Annotated in this window: 19 protein-coding genes and 1 pseudogene; 10 read left to right on the forward strand and 10 right to left on the reverse strand. The window is 69.3% G+C overall.

Translation table 11 applies throughout. From position 1 onward, the window contains the following. Both BM287_RS17965 and BM287_RS12765 read right to left on the reverse strand, forming a co-directional pair. Nucleotides 1–237: transposase (locus BM287_RS17965; RefSeq protein WP_211772976.1), on the reverse strand; the 237-nt coding region annotated here is incomplete at its 3' end. A 440-nt stretch (nucleotides 238–677) separates the two neighbouring features. Further along, the gene (locus BM287_RS12765; protein WP_244528252.1) at nucleotides 678–1,361 is read right to left on the reverse strand and encodes a class I SAM-dependent methyltransferase; all 684 of its coding nucleotides are present in this window, start codon (nucleotides 1,359–1,361) and stop codon (nucleotides 678–680) included. Between the two features lie 121 nt (nucleotides 1,362–1,482). On the opposite strand from BM287_RS12765, the gene BM287_RS12770 reads away from it, so the two are divergent. Together BM287_RS12770 and BM287_RS12775 are read left to right on the forward strand one after the other, a co-directional pair. Then, nucleotides 1,483–2,391, forward strand: coding sequence for a DsbA family protein (locus BM287_RS12770; protein WP_244528254.1), 909 nt, complete (start codon nucleotides 1,483–1,485; stop codon nucleotides 2,389–2,391). A 195-nt stretch (nucleotides 2,392–2,586) separates the two neighbouring features. After that, complete coding sequence (locus BM287_RS12775) at nucleotides 2,587–2,955, forward strand: hypothetical protein (RefSeq protein WP_090040477.1); 369 nt, start codon at nucleotides 2,587–2,589, stop codon at nucleotides 2,953–2,955. Here BM287_RS12775 and BM287_RS12780 read toward each other — a convergent pair. Next, complete coding sequence (locus BM287_RS12780; protein ID WP_090040475.1) at nucleotides 2,952–3,548, reverse strand: TetR/AcrR family transcriptional regulator; 597 nt, start codon at nucleotides 3,546–3,548, stop codon at nucleotides 2,952–2,954. The two genes, BM287_RS12775 and BM287_RS12780, sit on opposite strands and share 4 nt — an antisense overlap. Before the next feature lie 130 nt (nucleotides 3,549–3,678). On the opposite strand from BM287_RS12780, the gene BM287_RS12785 reads away from it, so the two are divergent. The 4 genes from BM287_RS12785 to BM287_RS12800 all read left to right on the forward strand — a co-directional run bounded on the left by BM287_RS12785 (nucleotide 3,679) and on the right by BM287_RS12800 (nucleotide 6,269). Beyond that, the gene (locus BM287_RS12785) at nucleotides 3,679–4,275 is read left to right on the forward strand and encodes a DUF6230 family protein (RefSeq protein ID WP_090040472.1); all 597 of its coding nucleotides are present in this window, start codon (nucleotides 3,679–3,681) and stop codon (nucleotides 4,273–4,275) included. After that, nucleotides 4,266–4,832 (forward strand): DUF6114 domain-containing protein, encoded by a 567-nt coding sequence (locus tag BM287_RS12790; protein ID WP_090040470.1) that lies wholly within the window; start codon nucleotides 4,266–4,268, stop codon nucleotides 4,830–4,832. The genes BM287_RS12785 and BM287_RS12790 overlap by 10 nt, the downstream gene beginning before the upstream one ends. Then, nucleotides 4,829–5,554 carry a hypothetical protein gene (locus tag BM287_RS12795; protein ID WP_090040468.1) on the forward strand — a complete coding sequence of 242 codons (726 nt, stop codon included), beginning with the start codon at nucleotides 4,829–4,831 and terminating at the stop codon, nucleotides 5,552–5,554. Before BM287_RS12790 ends, BM287_RS12795 begins: the two co-directional genes overlap by 4 nt. A gap of 112 nt (nucleotides 5,555–5,666) precedes the next feature. Further along, nucleotides 5,667–6,269 (forward strand): TetR/AcrR family transcriptional regulator, encoded by a 603-nt coding sequence (locus BM287_RS12800; protein ID WP_090040466.1) that lies wholly within the window; start codon nucleotides 5,667–5,669, stop codon nucleotides 6,267–6,269. A gap of 66 nt (nucleotides 6,270–6,335) precedes the next feature. On the opposite strand, the gene BM287_RS12805 is transcribed toward BM287_RS12800, so the two are convergent. The 3 genes and pseudogenes from BM287_RS12805 to BM287_RS12815 form a co-directional block, all read right to left on the reverse strand. Next, entirely contained in the window at nucleotides 6,336–7,190 is an 855-nt protein-coding gene (locus tag BM287_RS12805; protein WP_090040464.1) for an alpha/beta fold hydrolase, read from the reverse strand. Between the two features lie 63 nt (nucleotides 7,191–7,253). Then, a pseudogene (locus tag BM287_RS12810) lies at nucleotides 7,254–7,457 on the reverse strand (zinc-binding dehydrogenase); the annotation flags it as partial. A gap of 130 nt (nucleotides 7,458–7,587) precedes the next feature. Further along, entirely contained in the window at nucleotides 7,588–8,208 is a 621-nt protein-coding gene (locus BM287_RS12815; protein WP_090040462.1) for a DnaJ family domain-containing protein, read from the reverse strand. Between the two features lie 345 nt (nucleotides 8,209–8,553). Here BM287_RS12815 and BM287_RS12820 point away from each other — a divergent pair, with 345 nt between their 5' ends. Continuing rightward, nucleotides 8,554–9,183: a class I SAM-dependent methyltransferase gene (locus BM287_RS12820; RefSeq protein WP_090040459.1), complete on the forward strand. Its 630-nt coding sequence runs from the start codon at nucleotides 8,554–8,556 to the stop codon at nucleotides 9,181–9,183. A 7-nt stretch (nucleotides 9,184–9,190) separates the two neighbouring features. Here the strand turns inward: BM287_RS12820 and rox are convergent, their stop codons facing one another. Both rox and BM287_RS12830 read right to left on the reverse strand, forming a co-directional pair. After that, nucleotides 9,191–10,657 carry a rifampin monooxygenase gene (gene rox / locus BM287_RS12825; protein WP_244528258.1) on the reverse strand — a complete coding sequence of 489 codons (1,467 nt, stop codon included), beginning with the start codon at nucleotides 10,655–10,657 and terminating at the stop codon, nucleotides 9,191–9,193. 188 nt (nucleotides 10,658–10,845) lie between these two features. Then, complete coding sequence (locus BM287_RS12830; protein WP_090040457.1) at nucleotides 10,846–11,388, reverse strand: GNAT family N-acetyltransferase; 543 nt, start codon at nucleotides 11,386–11,388, stop codon at nucleotides 10,846–10,848. Nucleotides 11,389–11,651: 263 nt separating this feature from the next. On the opposite strand from BM287_RS12830, the gene BM287_RS17970 reads away from it, so the two are divergent. After that, nucleotides 11,652–11,987: an MmcQ/YjbR family DNA-binding protein gene (locus tag BM287_RS17970; RefSeq protein ID WP_211772977.1), complete on the forward strand. Its 336-nt coding sequence runs from the start codon at nucleotides 11,652–11,654 to the stop codon at nucleotides 11,985–11,987. 126 nt (nucleotides 11,988–12,113) lie between these two features. On the opposite strand, the gene BM287_RS12840 is transcribed toward BM287_RS17970, so the two are convergent. Both BM287_RS12840 and BM287_RS12845 read right to left on the reverse strand, forming a co-directional pair. Further along, nucleotides 12,114–13,790, reverse strand: coding sequence for a monocarboxylate uptake permease MctP (locus BM287_RS12840; RefSeq protein WP_090040454.1), 1,677 nt, complete (start codon nucleotides 13,788–13,790; stop codon nucleotides 12,114–12,116). Continuing rightward, a complete protein-coding gene (locus BM287_RS12845) occupies nucleotides 13,787–14,059 on the reverse strand; it encodes a DUF3311 domain-containing protein (protein ID WP_090040452.1) in 273 nt (90 codons plus the stop codon). Before BM287_RS12845 ends, BM287_RS12840 begins: the two co-directional genes overlap by 4 nt. A 326-nt stretch (nucleotides 14,060–14,385) precedes the next feature. Here BM287_RS12845 and BM287_RS12850 point away from each other — a divergent pair, with 326 nt between their 5' ends. Beyond that, nucleotides 14,386–14,739: an SPW repeat protein gene (locus BM287_RS12850; protein WP_090040450.1), complete on the forward strand. Its 354-nt coding sequence runs from the start codon at nucleotides 14,386–14,388 to the stop codon at nucleotides 14,737–14,739. A 65-nt stretch (nucleotides 14,740–14,804) separates the two neighbouring features. Further along, a complete protein-coding gene (locus BM287_RS12855; protein ID WP_090040447.1) occupies nucleotides 14,805–15,398 on the forward strand; it encodes a TetR/AcrR family transcriptional regulator in 594 nt (197 codons plus the stop codon). Nucleotides 15,399–15,412 lie beyond the last annotated feature (14 nt).

The raw sequence follows: 15,412 nt of genomic DNA on the forward strand, positions 1-15,412 counted from the left end.
GTTCTCCTGCTCCAACAGCCGGTTACGTTTCCGCAGCTCGCGCAACTCGGCGGACTCACTCGTCGTCACGCCCGGACGGTTGCCGTCCTCGACATCGGCCTGGCGCAACCAGTTCTGCAGACAGGTCTCGCTGATCCCGAAGTCGGTCGCGACCTGCTTCAGCGTCACACCGTCCTCACGACGCCGCGCGACAGCCACGACATCATCGCGGAACTCACGGGGAAAGGGTTTGGGCATAATGACATCCTCTCTCGCGATGCACACAGCACCACAAGTCAGTTGTCACCTATCCCTGCACCAGTCCCAACCCCTGCGCCAGCCCGGTCTGGATCAGCGCCCGATCCGCCAACGACAACCGCCTGCCATGACCGGCGGCAACACCCACCACATCCGGCGGGCTCAACGCCAACCCGGAACGACTTCCCGCAGCGAACCTCATACCCGCAAGCCTGGCCCACCGCTCCACCCGCCCCGGCGGCAACCCCAACACCGCACGCGTTCGAACCGCCGACGCACCCCCCACCAGCAACCTCAACGCCTGAACACGAACCTCCAACGACGAATGCGACGCCATCCCAACCCCTCACCCAGAACCAAGGGCGTTGCACTCATCACCTGAACTCGCCCGCCCCCAACACGACATTCGTGACGAATCGGGGGGGGGCGGCACGGGAGCGTCAGCCCGGGATGCGCGTGAGCACCACGAACTCGTTGTACGTGAACGCCTTGCCCGCGAACCGCGGCAGCGGGAAGGAGTACTCGCGCTCGACCGTCAGGCCCAGGCGGTCCGCGAGCCGGTGCAGCCCCGCGAAGTCGGTGAACGCGATGTGCGTCGGGTCGCTCGCGTAGCCGCGCTCCTGCGGCGTGATGAAGAGGACGTGGCCTCCCGGCTTCACGTACGGCAGGTAAGTCCGCACGAGCTCCACCGCGAAGTCCGGGTCGACATGCTCCACGACATGCGCGAGGAGGAGGGAGTCGAACGCACTGGGGACCGCGTACTCGGTCGACGGGAACTCCGCACTCGTGAACGCGGTCAGCCCGCGGGCACGCGAGATCGCGACCGACTCGGGGTTGTGGTCGACTCCCACGCCGTTGTTGCCGAGATGGGCGAGGTTGCGGCCCAGACCGCTGCCGACATCCAGCACCCGTCCGAGGTGGAGCCGGCGGATGTTCCAGCGGTACGGCGCCTGCACGTTCAGGGTCCGCCGCCACCAGGAGGTGTCCAGCCGGCGCAGGCGCTCGGCGTACTCGGCGCCGGCCGTGTCGCTGCCGTTCGGCTGAGCGCGGCCGCCCACGCGGTCGTCGCGGTCGTCGCCGCCGTCGCCGGGGCCGCTCTCGTCGCCGCCGGTCGCGCCCGACATCAGCTCGCTCGGTCCGTAAAGTGCATACGCCCACGGTAGGGCACGCGGTACAGCGCCTTCAAAGCAAAGTCCCCCTACGATTCATCTGAGAACTGTCCACTGTTCGATGGGATGAAGCTGAATGGCAACTGGCAGGGGACCGGCCGGTCCGACGAAACGCGACCGACGTGAGGAAGCCCGCGAGACCGCCAGGCGGATGCGCGAAGAAGCGGCGAAGAAGGCCAAGCGCCGCAAGGTCGTCATCCAGAGTTCCGTTATCGGCGGGGTCATCGCGGTGCTCGCCATCATCGGCCTCATCGTCTTCACCACTGTGGGAGCGGGAGGCGGCGGTGCAGCCAATCCGAAGAACATGCTGAGCGGCGGCATCCTGCTGCAGTCCCCGACGACAGCGGTCACGACGGCGGCCATCAAGAGCGGCGCGAAGCCCACGCCGACGACGACGCAGCTCGACGGCAAGACCGCGCACATTCAGATCTGGCTCGACTACCAGTGCCCGTTCTGCGACCAGTTCGAGACCACGAACGACGCCCAGATCAAGCAGTGGCTGACCGATGGATCGGCGACCCTCGAGATCCACCCGGTCGCCATCCTCGACAGCACGGCGAACAAGCAGTACTCGACGCGCGCCGGCGCCGCTGTCTCCTGTGTCGCGAACTCGAAGCCCGAGAAGTTCTGGGATGTCAACTCGGCACTGTTCGCCAAGCAGCCCGACGAGCAGACCGGCGGCGGCCTGAGCAACGCGCAGATCCTGTCGATCTTCAAGGATGCGGGGGTCAGCTCCAAGGCGATCACGGACTGCGTGAACAACCAGACCTTCGCCTCCTTCATCGGCGACATGACGCAGGGCGCGACCACGAACTCGCAGCTCAAGAACCCGACCTCGGGCGGCTTCGGTACCCCGACCGTGTTCGTCAACGGCGAGCGCTACCAGGGCGGCTTCACCGACGCGGCCCAGTTCGCCGCATTCAAGGACACCGCGGTGAAGGACGCCGGCTCCGGCAAGTCCATCACCTTCCCGACCTCGAAGTAGCCCCGCGCCCCCACCCTCCCACGCCCCGCGCCCCGCGCCCCACGCCCCACCGCCGAGTACACGAAGACTGCACGCGACACGCCGACGCACCGTGCAATCTGTGTGTACTCGGCGGTGGGGCGGTCGCGTTCGGGGGTGTACGGTCCCTGGCGACGGATGCGGAGACGGATGCGGAGAGCGGAGGAGGGGTTGCGGATGGAGCGGGTACCGGAGGACGGCGTGGACGGGGTCGAGGTCGGCGAGACGAATGCCGGTGAGACGCCCGGCTGGTCGGACCCTGCCGACGGCGACACGGATTACGCGCTGAACGACCGCGAGGCCGAGGCCGACTTCGCGGACGAACTGGTCACGAACGATGCGGTCGCCGGCGAGACGGTGTGGCCGGGTCCGGGCGACGGCAACAACGGGCCGACCGGCGGCCAGGCCCGCGAGGCCGAGCCCGTCTACGACGAGCACGGCGACGACGAGCACGGCGACGACGAGCCCGTCGACGACGAGCACGGCGACGACGGCGCGGATGACGGAGCGCTGACCGAGGACGACGTCGAGGACGAGGGCATCTAGCCCGGCGCGGCCAGCGCCTCCACCACTCCCCGCGCGCTGCGCTCGAGGAATCCGACGATCTCCTCCGACGGCAGGTCGGTGCCGATCGCGCTCTCGACGAGCGCCTCCTCCGCGAACGCGATCCACGACCGCAGGGCGATGCGGAGCATCCGCGAGTCCGGGACGCCGAGCTCCAGGAAGACCGCGATCACGCGCTCCGCCTGCTCGCCGCGCGCCTCCTCGACGACCTGTCGCACCTCCGTGTCTCCGGAGGCGACACCGCGCACGAGCGAGTAGAACGTGCCGCTGTGCTCGCGGACGAACTCCACGATCCGGGCGAGCGTGTCGTGGAGCCGGTCCAGCGGCGCCAGCCCGGCGACGGGCTCCGTGGCGTGCAGCATGCTGTCCCGGGCGGTGCGCACCACATCCCGGTGCAGTCCCTGCTTGGAGCCGAAGTAGTGGAACAGCAGGCCGCGCGAGACGCCCGCGCGCGCCGACAGCTCCTCGATCGACAGGTCCTCCAGCGGGTTGTCCGCGAGGAACGCCACACCGAGCGCGACGAGTTGCGCCCGGCGCTCGTCGGGCGTGAGCCGAGTGCGCCGGTCGGTCTCCATGCATCGAGCCTAACCGCCGCCTGTGCGAACAGGATGCGCCGTCCAGCTATTGACAGGCGGTCAATAACGTCTAAGCTCACTCGTGGACTGACTGCGCTGTGGCTGTCAAGTCCCCCGAACAGGAGGATCGATGAAGTTCCGAAAGCTCGCCGGCTCGCACGCCGGGCGGATCGTGCTCGCCGCCGTCCCCGTCGCCGTCGTCTCCACCCTGCTCATGGCCGGAGTCGCGCAGGGCGCCGTGCCCGTCTCGTTCGCCGTGTCCGGCAGCCAGTTCCAGATCAGCGCATCCAAGCTCGACGGCACCGGCTTCTCGCAGTATGCCGGCGTCGCCCCCGACACCGCGGGCAAGAACCATCAGGTCGCCATCGCGAACATCAAGTCCGCGACGCTCGCCGACCTCTGCCAGTCGGTCGTCACCGACACCCCGATGGGCAAGGTCGGGATGCTGATCACGGCGGGCGGCGGCGGCAACCCCGCCTCGGCGTCCGACCTGCAGATCGGGATGACGGACCTCAAGGGCGACTCCGAGTTCCACAACATCCGCATCGGCGTGGACGCATCGACCGTGAACACGACGGCGAAGGGATCCGCGGGCGACTTCGCGCAGGACTCCGACACGGTGACGATCACGAACCTCCAGCAGACCGCGTGGAGCACGCAGGCCTCGGTCTTCACCCTCACGGGCATGCACGTGCAGCTGACCGACGGCTCGAAGGGATGCTTCTGATCGTGGCCGCCGCGCATGCGATCGACGGCGAGTCCGCCCGCGATCCCGGACCGGATTCGGTGAGAACCCGTTTCCGCGCCTGGCGTCGCGCACGCCCGTTCGTCGGCGGGCTGCTGACGGCCCTCGGCGGCGTCGAGCTGTTCTTCTCCGGCCAGCTCGACATCGGCAAGATCCACGTGCAGCTCGGCATCGAGGGGCTGCAGGCGACGATCATCCCGATCCTGCTCGTGCTGCTCGGGATCCTCGTGATCGCGATGCCGGCGCACCGCATCTTCTACGGCGTGATCGCGCTCGCGGTCGCCGTCTACTCGCTCGTCGGCGTGAACCTCGGCGGCTTCTTCGTCGGGATGCTGCTGAGCACCGTCGGCGGCATCCTCACCGTGGCGTGGATGCCGAAGAAGGTTTCCGGAGACGCGGACGAGTATGCCGACGCGGATGTGGATGCTGATGCCGATGTGGACGCGCACGCGGGGGTCGATGCGGACGCGGATGCGGATGCGGACGCGGACGCTTCAGGAGCCTCGCCCGCTGCCCGCGCGGACGGGACCGTCGTATGAAGCGGTCGGGCTCCGGCGTCGTCGCAGGCGCCCTGATCGCGTGCATCGCTGCCGGTATCGCCGGCCTCGGCGCCGCCCGCGTGCCGAGCACAGCGCCCGCCGCTCTGTGCATCCCGCTCCTCATGACCTGCGGTTCGCCGAGCCCGGCTCCGTCGCCCACTCCCAGCGGGACCCTCCCGGGCGTCCCGAGCCTCCCGCCGCTTCCCGGCGCCCCCGCCATACCAGGCACGCCCGGCTCCTCCACCACTCCGGCTCCCGGCACGACCGCGCCCGCCGCGCCCACCCTGCCGCTCGGAGCGGACGCCGGCGCACCCGTCTTCACCCAGCCCGCCGCGCAGCTCGGCAGCCAGTCGCTGTCGTTCTCGGGCCTGAAGGGCATCACGGCCGTGACGGTCCCGCTCGCCGACGGCAGCCGCATCCCCGTGCTCAAGATCTCGGCGGACAGCATCACCATCGACGGCTTCAGCCTGACCGTGCGGAAGGAGACCGGACCGAAACTCGCGACGACCGCCGACCAGATGGCGCTGCGCGGCAACGTGCAGGTCTACCTCGATTCGGCGACGGCGACGGGATCGGACGGTAAGTCGTACACGCTCGGCGCGGCCACCCCTCCCCCGGCCGACGGCCTCCCGACGCAGTTGCTGCGCGTCACCTTGGGCCTCGTCGGAGTCACGGCCGACAGCATCCACTTCACGAACCCCCACCAGCACCTGACCGATTAGCCGCCTTCCGCGAAGGAGCGGGTGGAGCACGTGAGGCGCCGGATGAGCAGCCCGCCTGTGGATGTGTCGTGCAATAATTGAGCGCAGTCAGTTTTCAGCGCGAGGAGCTCTCATGACGTCCACATCCGTCTCGCCCGGCCGCCGCGAGCGCAACAAGCAGGCCAAGCTCGAACGGATCACGCAGGCGGCGTCCGAGCTGTTCGCGCGGCACGGCGTCGACGAGGTCACCACCCAGCAGATCGCGGAGGCCGCCGACGTCGGCGCCGGCACGCTCTTCCTCTACGCGAAGACGAAGGGCGAGCTGTTGCTGCTCGTCCAGAACGTGAACTACGCCCACAGCCTCGAGACCGGCATCCGTGCGGCCCGCGCGGCGACGGACGCCGTCGACGGAGTCATCGCCATCGTCACGCCCATCGTGGAGTGCAACCGCGTCCAGGTGGAGAACGGGCGGACCTATCTGCGCGAACTCACCTTCGGCGATGCGAGCGAACCCCACCATGCCGAGGCGCTCTCGATCGTCGCCCGGACCGAGGAGGCGATCGCCCGCGTGCTGACGGATCTCGCCGGACGCCCGGAGACCGACGCGGCGCTGCTCGCACACGTGGTCACGGCGGTCATGCTCCTCGCGATGGCCCTGGCCGCCGACGAGTCCGTGAAGGTTGCGGAGGTCGTCGAGGGGATCCGCGCTCAGCTCGAGAGCATCCTGGCGCGCTGATCCGCACGGGTCACGGCCGCAGTGACTCGCCGTGACCGCGCGGGTCACGGCGAGTCACACGACGGGTCAGGCCGCGAGGAACGCCGCCGCGACGGGCGCGAACTTCTCCCAGTACTGGAAGATGGCGCCGTGACCCGAGTTCGGGTAGATGATCAGCTCGGATCCGGCGATCCGCCGGTGCAGGTCGCGCGAGAGCACGGAGGGGACCATCCGGTCGTTGTCGCCGTTGGCGATCAGGGTCGGCTGGGTGATGGTGGACAGGTCGGATGGCGCGGAGCGCCCGAACCGCTGGATCGCCTTCAGCTGCGTGCCGAGCGTGGTGACCTTGAAGGGCCGGTCGCGGTCGGCCGTGCGCTCGCGCAGCCGGGCCACGAACGCCTTGCCTGCCGCCTTGCCGATCCGGTCGCGGTTGAAGAAGAGGAACTCCTTGGGGTCGGAGCGCGCGATGGCCGACCGGAGGATGTCCCCGTACGTCACGCGGGTGACCTTGTCCATGTCCGTGCCGCCGCGCGGTCCGGTGCCCGTCAGCACGAGCTTGCGTACCAGTTCGGGATGCGCGAGGACGAGATCCTGGGCGATCATGCCGCCCACCGAGAACCCGAACGCGTCGATCCGGTCGTGGCCGAGAGCGCGGATGAACGCGTACGCGTCGTCGGCCGCCTCCTCGATGGTGCCGGGCACCCGCCCGGAGGACGCGCCGACTCCCTGCTGGTCGAAGGTGATCACGTGGCGGTTCGCGGCGATCGCATCCACGATCCGGGGGTCCCAGTTGTCGAGCGTGCCCGCGAGATGCACGAAGAAGACGACCGGGATGCCACCCTTCGGCCCGAACTCGCGGTAGGCGAAGCGGACGCCGCCGGCGGTGATCGTCTTCGCCGGGGCGAGCGCATACGACCGGATAACGGATTCTTCGACGCTCATGGTCGTCTTCTTTCTCTGGTTTTCGGGTTCTGAGTGGGGTGGGAGCGGGAGCGGTGGGGGAGGTCAGGGAAGCGTGGCGACGGCCTTGCCGCGGATGCGGGTCGAGCCGAGCGAGGCGACGGCATCCGGTGCGTCCGCGAACGGGACCGTGGCGCCGACCACGGGCCGGATCGCACCGGCATCCACCAGGTCCGCGATCTGCCGCAACTGCGCACCGTCGGCATGCATCAGGAGGAACTCGTAGCGGACGCCGAGCTTTGCGGCTGCTTGTAAGCGTCGAGCACGATCGCTCGCATGTTGGCTCTCCTCACGGCTCGCGTCGGCGTCCGTTCAGGAATGCGAGTCGACTCAATTATGAGTGCGCTCAGTTAAATTGTCAAGCCGTCGTCCCTTGCGCTCAGCGGCCGGCCTCCCGTCGGCGCCTCCGCCGCTCGCGCCAGGACAGTCCCGACTCGGCGTCCCGCTCGGCGCGGCGTCGCGCCTCCGACTGCCGCAGGCGCTCGTCCCGCCGCTGCCGCCAGCGCTGGACCTCCGCATCCACATCGCGGGTCGCGGTCACGACCGGCGGGCCGCCCTGCAGCTGGCGGCGCGCCTCGATCACCCGGCGGTTGAAGTCGTGGAGGTGCTCCCGGACACTGCTCTCCGACGCCAGCCGGTCGAGCCTGGCGTCCAGCTCCCTGTCCTCGGTGCGCAGCGTCAGGGCCGGCGGTCCCAATCCCGTCAGCTGCTCGCGCTCGATCTTGCGCCGGATCCACCAGTCCGGGTCGTGCGTCCCGGTCAGCCCCGGCAGCGGCTTGCCGGCGCCCGGCAGGTTGTCGAAGTCGCCGCGACGGATCGCCTGCTGGATGCTCGTCTCGACGATCTGCGCGCGCTGCTCCATGCTCGGCTGGCCGGCGTTCGCCTCCTCCACCTGCTCGCCACGGGCCTCGGCATCGCGTCGCACGCGGTACCGCGCGGCCTCGACGAGCGGGTCGGACTCGCCAGCCGCGCGACGGGATTCGTCACGGTCGCGCGCCATGGAACCAGGGTACGCCCGACCTCCGACGCCGCTGGAGTCGTCCTCAGCGCCCGCAGCGCCCGCCGAGCGCGCGCCGCTGGACGCGCGTGGTGAACCAGAGGTGAACATCCGGAGCTGGTGCCGGGAGACGGGTTGACTTTCCCCGAAAGCGTTTTAGTGTGTGCACTAAGCAACCGGATGGCAGGCTGAACCGCAGGGGTCGGGCAGCTGTACTGCGTTCCCGGTGCGCGGCGGTCGGCTTTTCGGGTGAGCCGACCGCCGCAACGTTTTCCCCCGTTTTTTGCTTCGCGGCGACATGGTCCGCCGCTTCGCGCGCGCCGCATCCCTCGGGTTACGCTGGCGAACGTGAGCGATGACGAACATCTGAGGATGGTGCGCGAGCGTTTCGACGACCGCGCCGCCACCTACGACGAGAGCTCGATGCACACCGGCCTCGCCAGGGCCGTCGCCGCCTTCGCCGACCTCTCCCCCGTGGATGCGGTGCTCGACGTGGCGACCGGCACCGGCCTGGTGCTGCGCGCGATCCGGGACCGCGGCTTCGGCGGCGACGTCGCCGGCGTGGACCTGTCACCGCTCATGGTGGAGGAGGCGCGCCGCCATCTCCCCGACGCGAACCTGTCGGTCGGGGATGCGACCCGGCTCCCGTTCCCCGGCGATGCCTTCGATCTCGTGACCTGTGTGACCGGCCTCCAGCTGTTCGCGCATCCCGAGGTCGCGATCGCGGAGTGGGCGCGCGTGCTGCGTCCGGGCGGCCGCGCGATCACGGCGACGTTCCTGTCGGTCGACCGGTCACGTCACGGCGGCGCCCCGCAGCCCGGGCTCAGCGACCACATCCCCTTCGACTCGGTCGAGCACCTCGCGGCGACGGTCGCACCCGCCGGCTTCACGATCGCGCGAACGGAGACGTGGAGGGACGGCGACGACGAGCTGCTGATCGCCGAGTTGCGCCAGGCCGAGCCGGCGCCGGAAGGCTGAGCCGCCCTTATTCGGCCCCGAACCACCTCCGCAGCTCGCGCTCCAGACCCTGCTGCTCCTCCCCGATCCACGCGACATGGCCGTCCGGTCGCAGGAGCACGGCCGGCGCATCCACCTCGGCGATGAGCTCCGAGACGTCATCGCTGCGCTCGTCGCTGCGATCCGACACGTAGTCGACGCGATCCGCCCATCCCGCCACCGTCAGCGCGCCGGTCCGGTCCACCACCAGTCCGCGGCCATCGCGGGTCAGCTCGTACAGCCGCCCCTGCGAGAGCCGCACGTCACGCAGCCTGCGCCCGAGCAGCTCCGGCCCGTCGCCGAAGTCGTAACGGATCCCGATCCCGGCGACGCGTTCCGCGAGGTACCGGCCGACGTCCGCGAACCCCATCAGCTCCGTCAGCAGCCGCCGCACCGCCTGCGCCCCGGGCTCCGCCGAGATCAGCACGCTCTGGGCCCGCGTGAGCGTGAGCACCTCGTCCGCCACCGGATGCCGCTCCGCGAAGTAGCTGTCGAGCAGCCCGTCGGGCGCGCATCCGCGGACGGCGGCGGCCAGCTTCCAGCCGAGGTTGAACGCATCCTGGATGCCCAGGTTCAGCCCCTGCCCCCCGAGCGGCGGGTGGATGTGCGCAGCATCCCCCGCAAGGAGCACCCGCCCGTCCCGGTACCGCTCCGCCAGCCGCGTCGCATCGGTGAAGCGCGACAGCGAACGGAGAGAATGGATGCCGAAGTCGGTCCCCGCATACGCGCGCAACTGCGTCCGGAACTCGTCGAGTGTCGGCGGAGTCGAACGGTCCTCCGACACGGAGGCGGCCGGCACGACCGCACGGTACCGTCCGTCGCCGCTCGGCCCGATCCCGAAGCCGCGGTGCGTCGTGCGCACCACCTCCGACACCGCAGCCACCTCGTCCGCCGCGGCCGTCACCTCGCCCTCGCCGAGGATCCACTCGTTCGTCGCCGCCTCGCCCGGGAACCCGATCCCGAGCAGCCGCCGCACCAGGCTGCGCCCGCCGTCGCAGCCCACCAGCCAGCGCGAGCGCAGCCGGCTGCCGTCGGCGAGCTCCGCGGTCACGCCCTCGTCGTCCTGCTCGAATCCGATCAGCTCGGTGCCGCGCCGGAGGTGCGCGCCCAGCTCGGCGGCGTGCTCCTCGAGCAGCCGGTCGGTGACCGGCTGCGGCATGCCCAGGATGTAGTCGTGCGCCGTATCGAGGGCCACCGGCTGCGGGCTCGCGATGCCGGCGAAGCGTCCACCGCCCGGATACTGCGTGCCGTTCGCGAGGAACCGCTCCAGCAGTCCCCGCTGGTCCAGGATCTCGATGCTGCGCTGGTGCAGCCCGAGCGACCGGACCAGCCGCGTCGGTTCCGCATCCCGCTCCACCACCACCACATCCACACCGTGCAGCCGCAGCTCGGCCGCCAGCATGGTCCCCGTCGGACCGCCCCCGCTGATGATCACGTCGAACACGTCAGAACCCATCGCCTACCCGCTCTCCCCGTCGATCCCGCGCGCGATTCCGTGCGCGACCAGCCATTCTGGCGGAGCGGAGGGCCCTTGCCGCAAGCCCCGTCCCGGACGGTATCCTGGAAATGCGGGAGGCGCGCAGCGCGATGGCATCCGCGCCCCAGCTCGTCGGACCGCGCGATGCCCTCACCGCATCGTCTGCGTCAGCGCTTCGAGCGCTCCCGCCACTCGTCGGCGAGCATCCCGAGCAGCACCTCGTCCAGGAACTCGCCGAGCACCCACGCCGACGACCGCAGCACGCCCTCGCGGACGAACCCGTTCCGCTCGGCGGCCGCCAGCATCGCGTGGTTGTCCGCCAGCGTCTCGACCTGCAGCCGCTGCATCCCGCGCACGTCGAACCCGTAGTGGCAGAGCACGGCGACAGCATCCGTGCCGTATCCCTTGCCGCGGGCCGCCGGCAGCAGCCCGAGCCCCAGGTGCGCGAACCGGTTGTGCGTGTCGATGCCCCACAGGTCCGCGCTGCCGATGAGGCTCCCGCCCTCCAGCTCGATCACCGAGAACGTGACGGACGTCAGCTTGGATTCGTCCACGACCAGGCGCGGATCCTTCGACTCGGGCCGGATCGGCCTCCACGGCCCGCCCTCCGCCCGCGACGAGTTCACCACGTCGTCGTACAGCTCGGTGCGAAGGATGGGGATGTCGTCTTCGTGCCGGGCGCGCAGCCCGACCGTGGTCCCGGTCAGCATGCTTCGTTCCTAGCCGACCCGGGCCTCCACGGGAAGAGCCGACCCGTGCGCGGTCAGGCGCGTGCCTCCCGTGACGTCCCCCCTTGTGCCCCAGTTCGGGGCAGAGTCCGCGGTGACTGCTGCGGCTCGGAACGTTTGCGGGCGCTCGCCCCGCCGCATACGTTCCAAACACCCGCAGACACCGCGCGCGCACGCCCGGGGAACCGCAGACGGAGGGCGGGAGCCGGGTGTGCCGCTAGGGTGGCGTTCAGAGGAGGCTGCCCATGGACCCGTCGGAACGTTTCGAGGCGCTCGTCGCGGAGTTCGCGGACCTCCCCGGAGTGATCCCGCCCGGCGCCACGAAGGGATTCGGTTCCGGCGCCCTCCGCATCCAGGGCAAGATCTTCGCCATGCTCGTTCGCGGGCGCCTGGTCGTGAAGTTGCCCGCCGAACGCGTCGCGATACTCGTCGGGGCCGGCGAGGGCATTTTCTTCGACGCCAACAAGGGCACGCCGATGAAGAACTGGCTGTCCCTGGGCGAGGATTCGACGCTGGACTGGTCCCAGCTCACCCACGAGGCGCTGTCCTTCGTGGGCGCGGACCGCAGCCCCCGGCCCTAGTCCGCGCCTCCGGCCGAGCCCGCAGCGAAGGAGATCCGAACGGCTCCCGTTCGAATCTCCTTCACTACTGCCATTCGAAGGAGATCCGACACCCGATCTCCTTCGATTCCCGCCGGCGGAAGCGCCTCACCGATCCAGCGTCGGCTCGTACGGCTCGAGCACCTCCACCACCCGGGGGTCGCCCTCGTCCGCACCGTAGTCCGAGTGCGTCGTGCGGTCCCATCCGTCCGGAACCTTGGCCGCCCGGAAGATGACCGTCAGGATGACCGACACGAGCGCGTTGATGACGAACGCGGTGACGGCGATGTAGACCGGCACGTTCGTGAACGGGATGGGCGCGATCGAGCCGCCGAAGTGCGCGTGCGTCACCGGGTTCACCACGTTGTACGCGGCGACGGTGCCGTACAGGATCCCGGCCGCCCATCCGATCAGCAGCGCCCAGCGATGGAACCACCGTGTGTAGAGTCCTGCGACGATCGCCGGGAACGTCTGCAGAATCCATACGCCTCCGAGCAGCTGCATGTTGATCGCCGCCGACTGGTCCATCAGGATCACGAACAGCAGGGCGCCGAACTTGACCACGAGGGACACGAACTTCGACACCTTCGCCTGCTCCCCTTCGGTCGCGTTCGGCTTGAACAGGTCGCGGTAGATGTTGCGCGTGAACAGATTGGATGCGGCGATCGACATGATCGCGGCCGGCACCAGGGCGCCGACGGCGATGGCGGCGAGCGCCACACCGGCGAACCACGACGGGAAGTTGTCGATGAACAGCTGCGGGACCACCAGCTGCGGGTTGACGACACCGTCGAATCCGATCGGCTTGGTGCCCGCCTTGATGGCGACGTACCCGAGGAGCGCGAGGAACCCGAGCATCAGCGAGTAGATCGGCAGCACCACGGCGTTGCGGCGGATGGTGTTGCGGCTCTTCGTGGACAGCACACCGGTCACCGAGTGCGGATACATGAACAGCGCCATCGCGGATCCGAGGGCGAGCGTCCAGTAGGCGTTGAAGCTCGACGCCCCCGGGATCACGGAACCGACCGGGAGGTTCGTCGCCGGGTTCGTCGCCGTCATCTTCGTGGTCGCCGCCTTGAAGATCCCGTCCCATCCGCCGAACTGCGTGGGCAGCCAGATGATCGCGACGATCACGGCGATGTAGATGAGCAGGTCCTTGACCACCGCGATCGCCGCCGGCGCACGCAGTCCGGCCGTGTAGGTGTACGCGGCGAGGACGACGAAGGCGATGATCAGCGGCAGGTCCTGCGTGAAGGCGTTGGCGCCGCTGCCCAGGCCGAGAACCGTCAGGACCGCCTTGATGCCGACGAGCTGGAGGGCGATGTACGGCATCGTCGCCACGATCCCGGTCACGGCGATCGCGGTCGAGAGCGTCTTGCTTCCGTAGCGCCCGCCCACGAAGTCCGCCGGTGTCACGTAGCCGTGGCGGTGCGACACCGACCACAGCCGCGCCATCAGCAGGAAGACGATGGGATACAGGATCACCGTGTACGGGACGGCGAAGAAGCCGCTGACCGCACCGGTGCTCCACATCGCCGCGGGAACCGCGATGAAGGTGTAGGCCGTGTAGAGGTCGCCGCCGAGCAGGAACCAGGTGATCCAGCTCCCGAAGCCCCGGCCGCCGAGGCCCCACTGGTCGAGGGTCCGCATCCCGCGCTCCTCCGGCGTGATCCGCCAGCGAGCCGCGACGAACCCCATGATCGCGACGATCACGAAGATGATGATGACGACGGTGAGCGCGACACCGTTCACGGGCCGCGCGCCCGAGGCTGCTGCGGCGATCATTCGTCCACCTCCGGTCCTCTCACCGCGGCCCGGCGCCGCCGGTCCTCGCGACTGATCAGTCCGTAGCAGATCCAGAGCAGCCCGGCGTCGATCAGCACCCACAGCATCTGATACCAGTAGAAGAACGGGATGCCGGCCAGGGTCGGCTCGCTCCGCGCGTAGATCGGGACGATCAGGGGAACCACGATCGCGATCGCGATCAGGATGCCGGAGATCACGTAGGGCAGGGGGCGCGCCGGCCCCCGGGTCGGAACTTCAGGCGATGACATCAGTGTCCCTTCACCTCGAACCCGCCGGCTCCCGCTGCCCGCTGGGCCACAGGGAGGCCGGGGAGACCGGTCTATTGCCCGCAACGGTACACCGGTCTTTGCGTTGACGCAGGCGTTTTGCCACGCGCGTCTGCCGTCACCGCTCCGGGTGTATCGAAGGAGATCGGGTGTCGAATCTCCTTCGAATGGCAGTACTGAAGGAGATTCGAACGGAACTCCTTCGAATCTCCTTCAAGAGAAACAACTATTTGATCGGGCGGTCAATCAACCTATAATGGAGGTGACCCCCAGACCGGGAGCCAACTGGCGAAGGGATGTTGGTTTCGATGAATAAGTGGACTCGCTGGCAGGACTGGGTGGCTGTCGCCGCCGGTCTCTACGCGGCACTGTCGACGATCTGGACGCACCAGATGGGCGCATCCATGCCGATCATGATCGTCCTCGGTGTGCTGCTGATCGCATCGGGAGTGTGGAGCCTGGCGATGCCGGGACTCGTCGCGATGGAATGGATCCACGCCGTTCTCGGCGTCCTGCTCATCATCTCCCCGTGGGTGGGCGGCTATGCCACGGCGACGGGAGCCGCCTGGACATCGTGGATAACGGGTGTCGTCGCGCTGGTCGTCGGCCTCCTGGCCCTCCAGCCGGCAATGCACACGCATCACCCGCAGGCAACGCACTAGAACACCCCACCGCGAGGGGCCGGCTTCCGGCCCCTCGCGCCCTATCGAAGCGGCGGCAGCAGACCGTGGAAACCACAGCAGAAGCGCGCACGCGGATCCTCGACGCAGCCGAAACCCTGTTCGCCGAACGCGGCTTCGACGCGACGGCGACGTCGGCCATCGCCACGGCGGCAGCAGTCCCCAAGGGCCTGCTGTTCTATTACTTCCCGTCCAAGAAGGACATCCTCGCTGCTCTGGTCGGCGAAAGACTGGGCCCGGGCAAGATCGATCCCGACCCGCTCATCGAACCGGGCGAGCCCGTCCGGTCCCTGCTGAATCTGAGCCAGAAGCTCTTCCGCGTGCAGGCGGACTCCGACGTGATCCGCGTGATCGTGTGGCGCGAGCAGCACTCGCATCCGGAGGTCAAGGCCAAGCTGGCCGCCCACCGGCGCGCCCTGTACGCGACGATCGAGAAGGTCCTGGCCGGCAGCCTCCACATCCCGGTCGGCGGCAAGCGACTCCGTGCCGCCGCGTTGGCGTGGGGAGCGATCGTCACGACTCCCCCGCTGACCGACGAGCCGGTCGAGGGCGAACCGCACGGACAGGTGGACGACCCCCTCGAGGACCTGACCACGCTGGCCGAGCTGCTGTGCGCCGGCCTGCAGCACGGGTCGGACTAAAGGCCCCGCACCGT

The sequence above is a fragment of the Leifsonia sp. CL147 genome (assembly GCF_900114565.1).
Classification (GTDB): Bacteria; Actinomycetota; Actinomycetes; order Actinomycetales; family Microbacteriaceae; genus Leifsonia.

Excerpts from the sequence above, each read along its gene's own strand:
- BM287_RS12765 (WP_244528252.1), bottom strand. The coding sequence starts at position 1,361 with ATGTCGGGCGCGACCGGCGGCGACGAGAGCGGCCCCGGCGACGGCGGC.
- BM287_RS12770 (WP_244528254.1), top strand. The coding sequence starts at position 1,483 with ATGGCAACTGGCAGGGGACCGGCCGGTCCGACGAAACGCGACCGACGT.
- BM287_RS12775 (WP_090040477.1), top strand. The coding sequence starts at position 2,587 with ATGGAGCGGGTACCGGAGGACGGCGTGGACGGGGTCGAGGTCGGCGAG.
- BM287_RS12780 (WP_090040475.1), bottom strand. The coding sequence starts at position 3,548 with ATGGAGACCGACCGGCGCACTCGGCTCACGCCCGACGAGCGCCGGGCG.
- BM287_RS12785 (WP_090040472.1), top strand. The coding sequence starts at position 3,679 with ATGAAGTTCCGAAAGCTCGCCGGCTCGCACGCCGGGCGGATCGTGCTC.
- BM287_RS12790 (WP_090040470.1), top strand. The coding sequence starts at position 4,266 with ATGCTTCTGATCGTGGCCGCCGCGCATGCGATCGACGGCGAGTCCGCC.
- BM287_RS12795 (WP_090040468.1), top strand. The coding sequence starts at position 4,829 with ATGAAGCGGTCGGGCTCCGGCGTCGTCGCAGGCGCCCTGATCGCGTGC.
- BM287_RS12800 (WP_090040466.1), top strand. The coding sequence starts at position 5,667 with ATGACGTCCACATCCGTCTCGCCCGGCCGCCGCGAGCGCAACAAGCAG.
- BM287_RS12805 (WP_090040464.1), bottom strand. The coding sequence starts at position 7,190 with ATGAGCGTCGAAGAATCCGTTATCCGGTCGTATGCGCTCGCCCCGGCG.
- BM287_RS12815 (WP_090040462.1), bottom strand. The coding sequence starts at position 8,208 with ATGGCGCGCGACCGTGACGAATCCCGTCGCGCGGCTGGCGAGTCCGAC.
- rox (WP_244528258.1), bottom strand. The coding sequence starts at position 10,657 with ATGGGTTCTGACGTGTTCGACGTGATCATCAGCGGGGGCGGTCCGACG.
- BM287_RS12830 (WP_090040457.1), bottom strand. The coding sequence starts at position 11,388 with ATGCTGACCGGGACCACGGTCGGGCTGCGCGCCCGGCACGAAGACGAC.
- BM287_RS17970 (WP_211772977.1), top strand. The coding sequence starts at position 11,652 with ATGGACCCGTCGGAACGTTTCGAGGCGCTCGTCGCGGAGTTCGCGGAC.
- BM287_RS12840 (WP_090040454.1), bottom strand. The coding sequence starts at position 13,790 with ATGATCGCCGCAGCAGCCTCGGGCGCGCGGCCCGTGAACGGTGTCGCG.
- BM287_RS12845 (WP_090040452.1), bottom strand. The coding sequence starts at position 14,059 with ATGTCATCGCCTGAAGTTCCGACCCGGGGGCCGGCGCGCCCCCTGCCC.
- BM287_RS12850 (WP_090040450.1), top strand. The coding sequence starts at position 14,386 with ATGAATAAGTGGACTCGCTGGCAGGACTGGGTGGCTGTCGCCGCCGGT.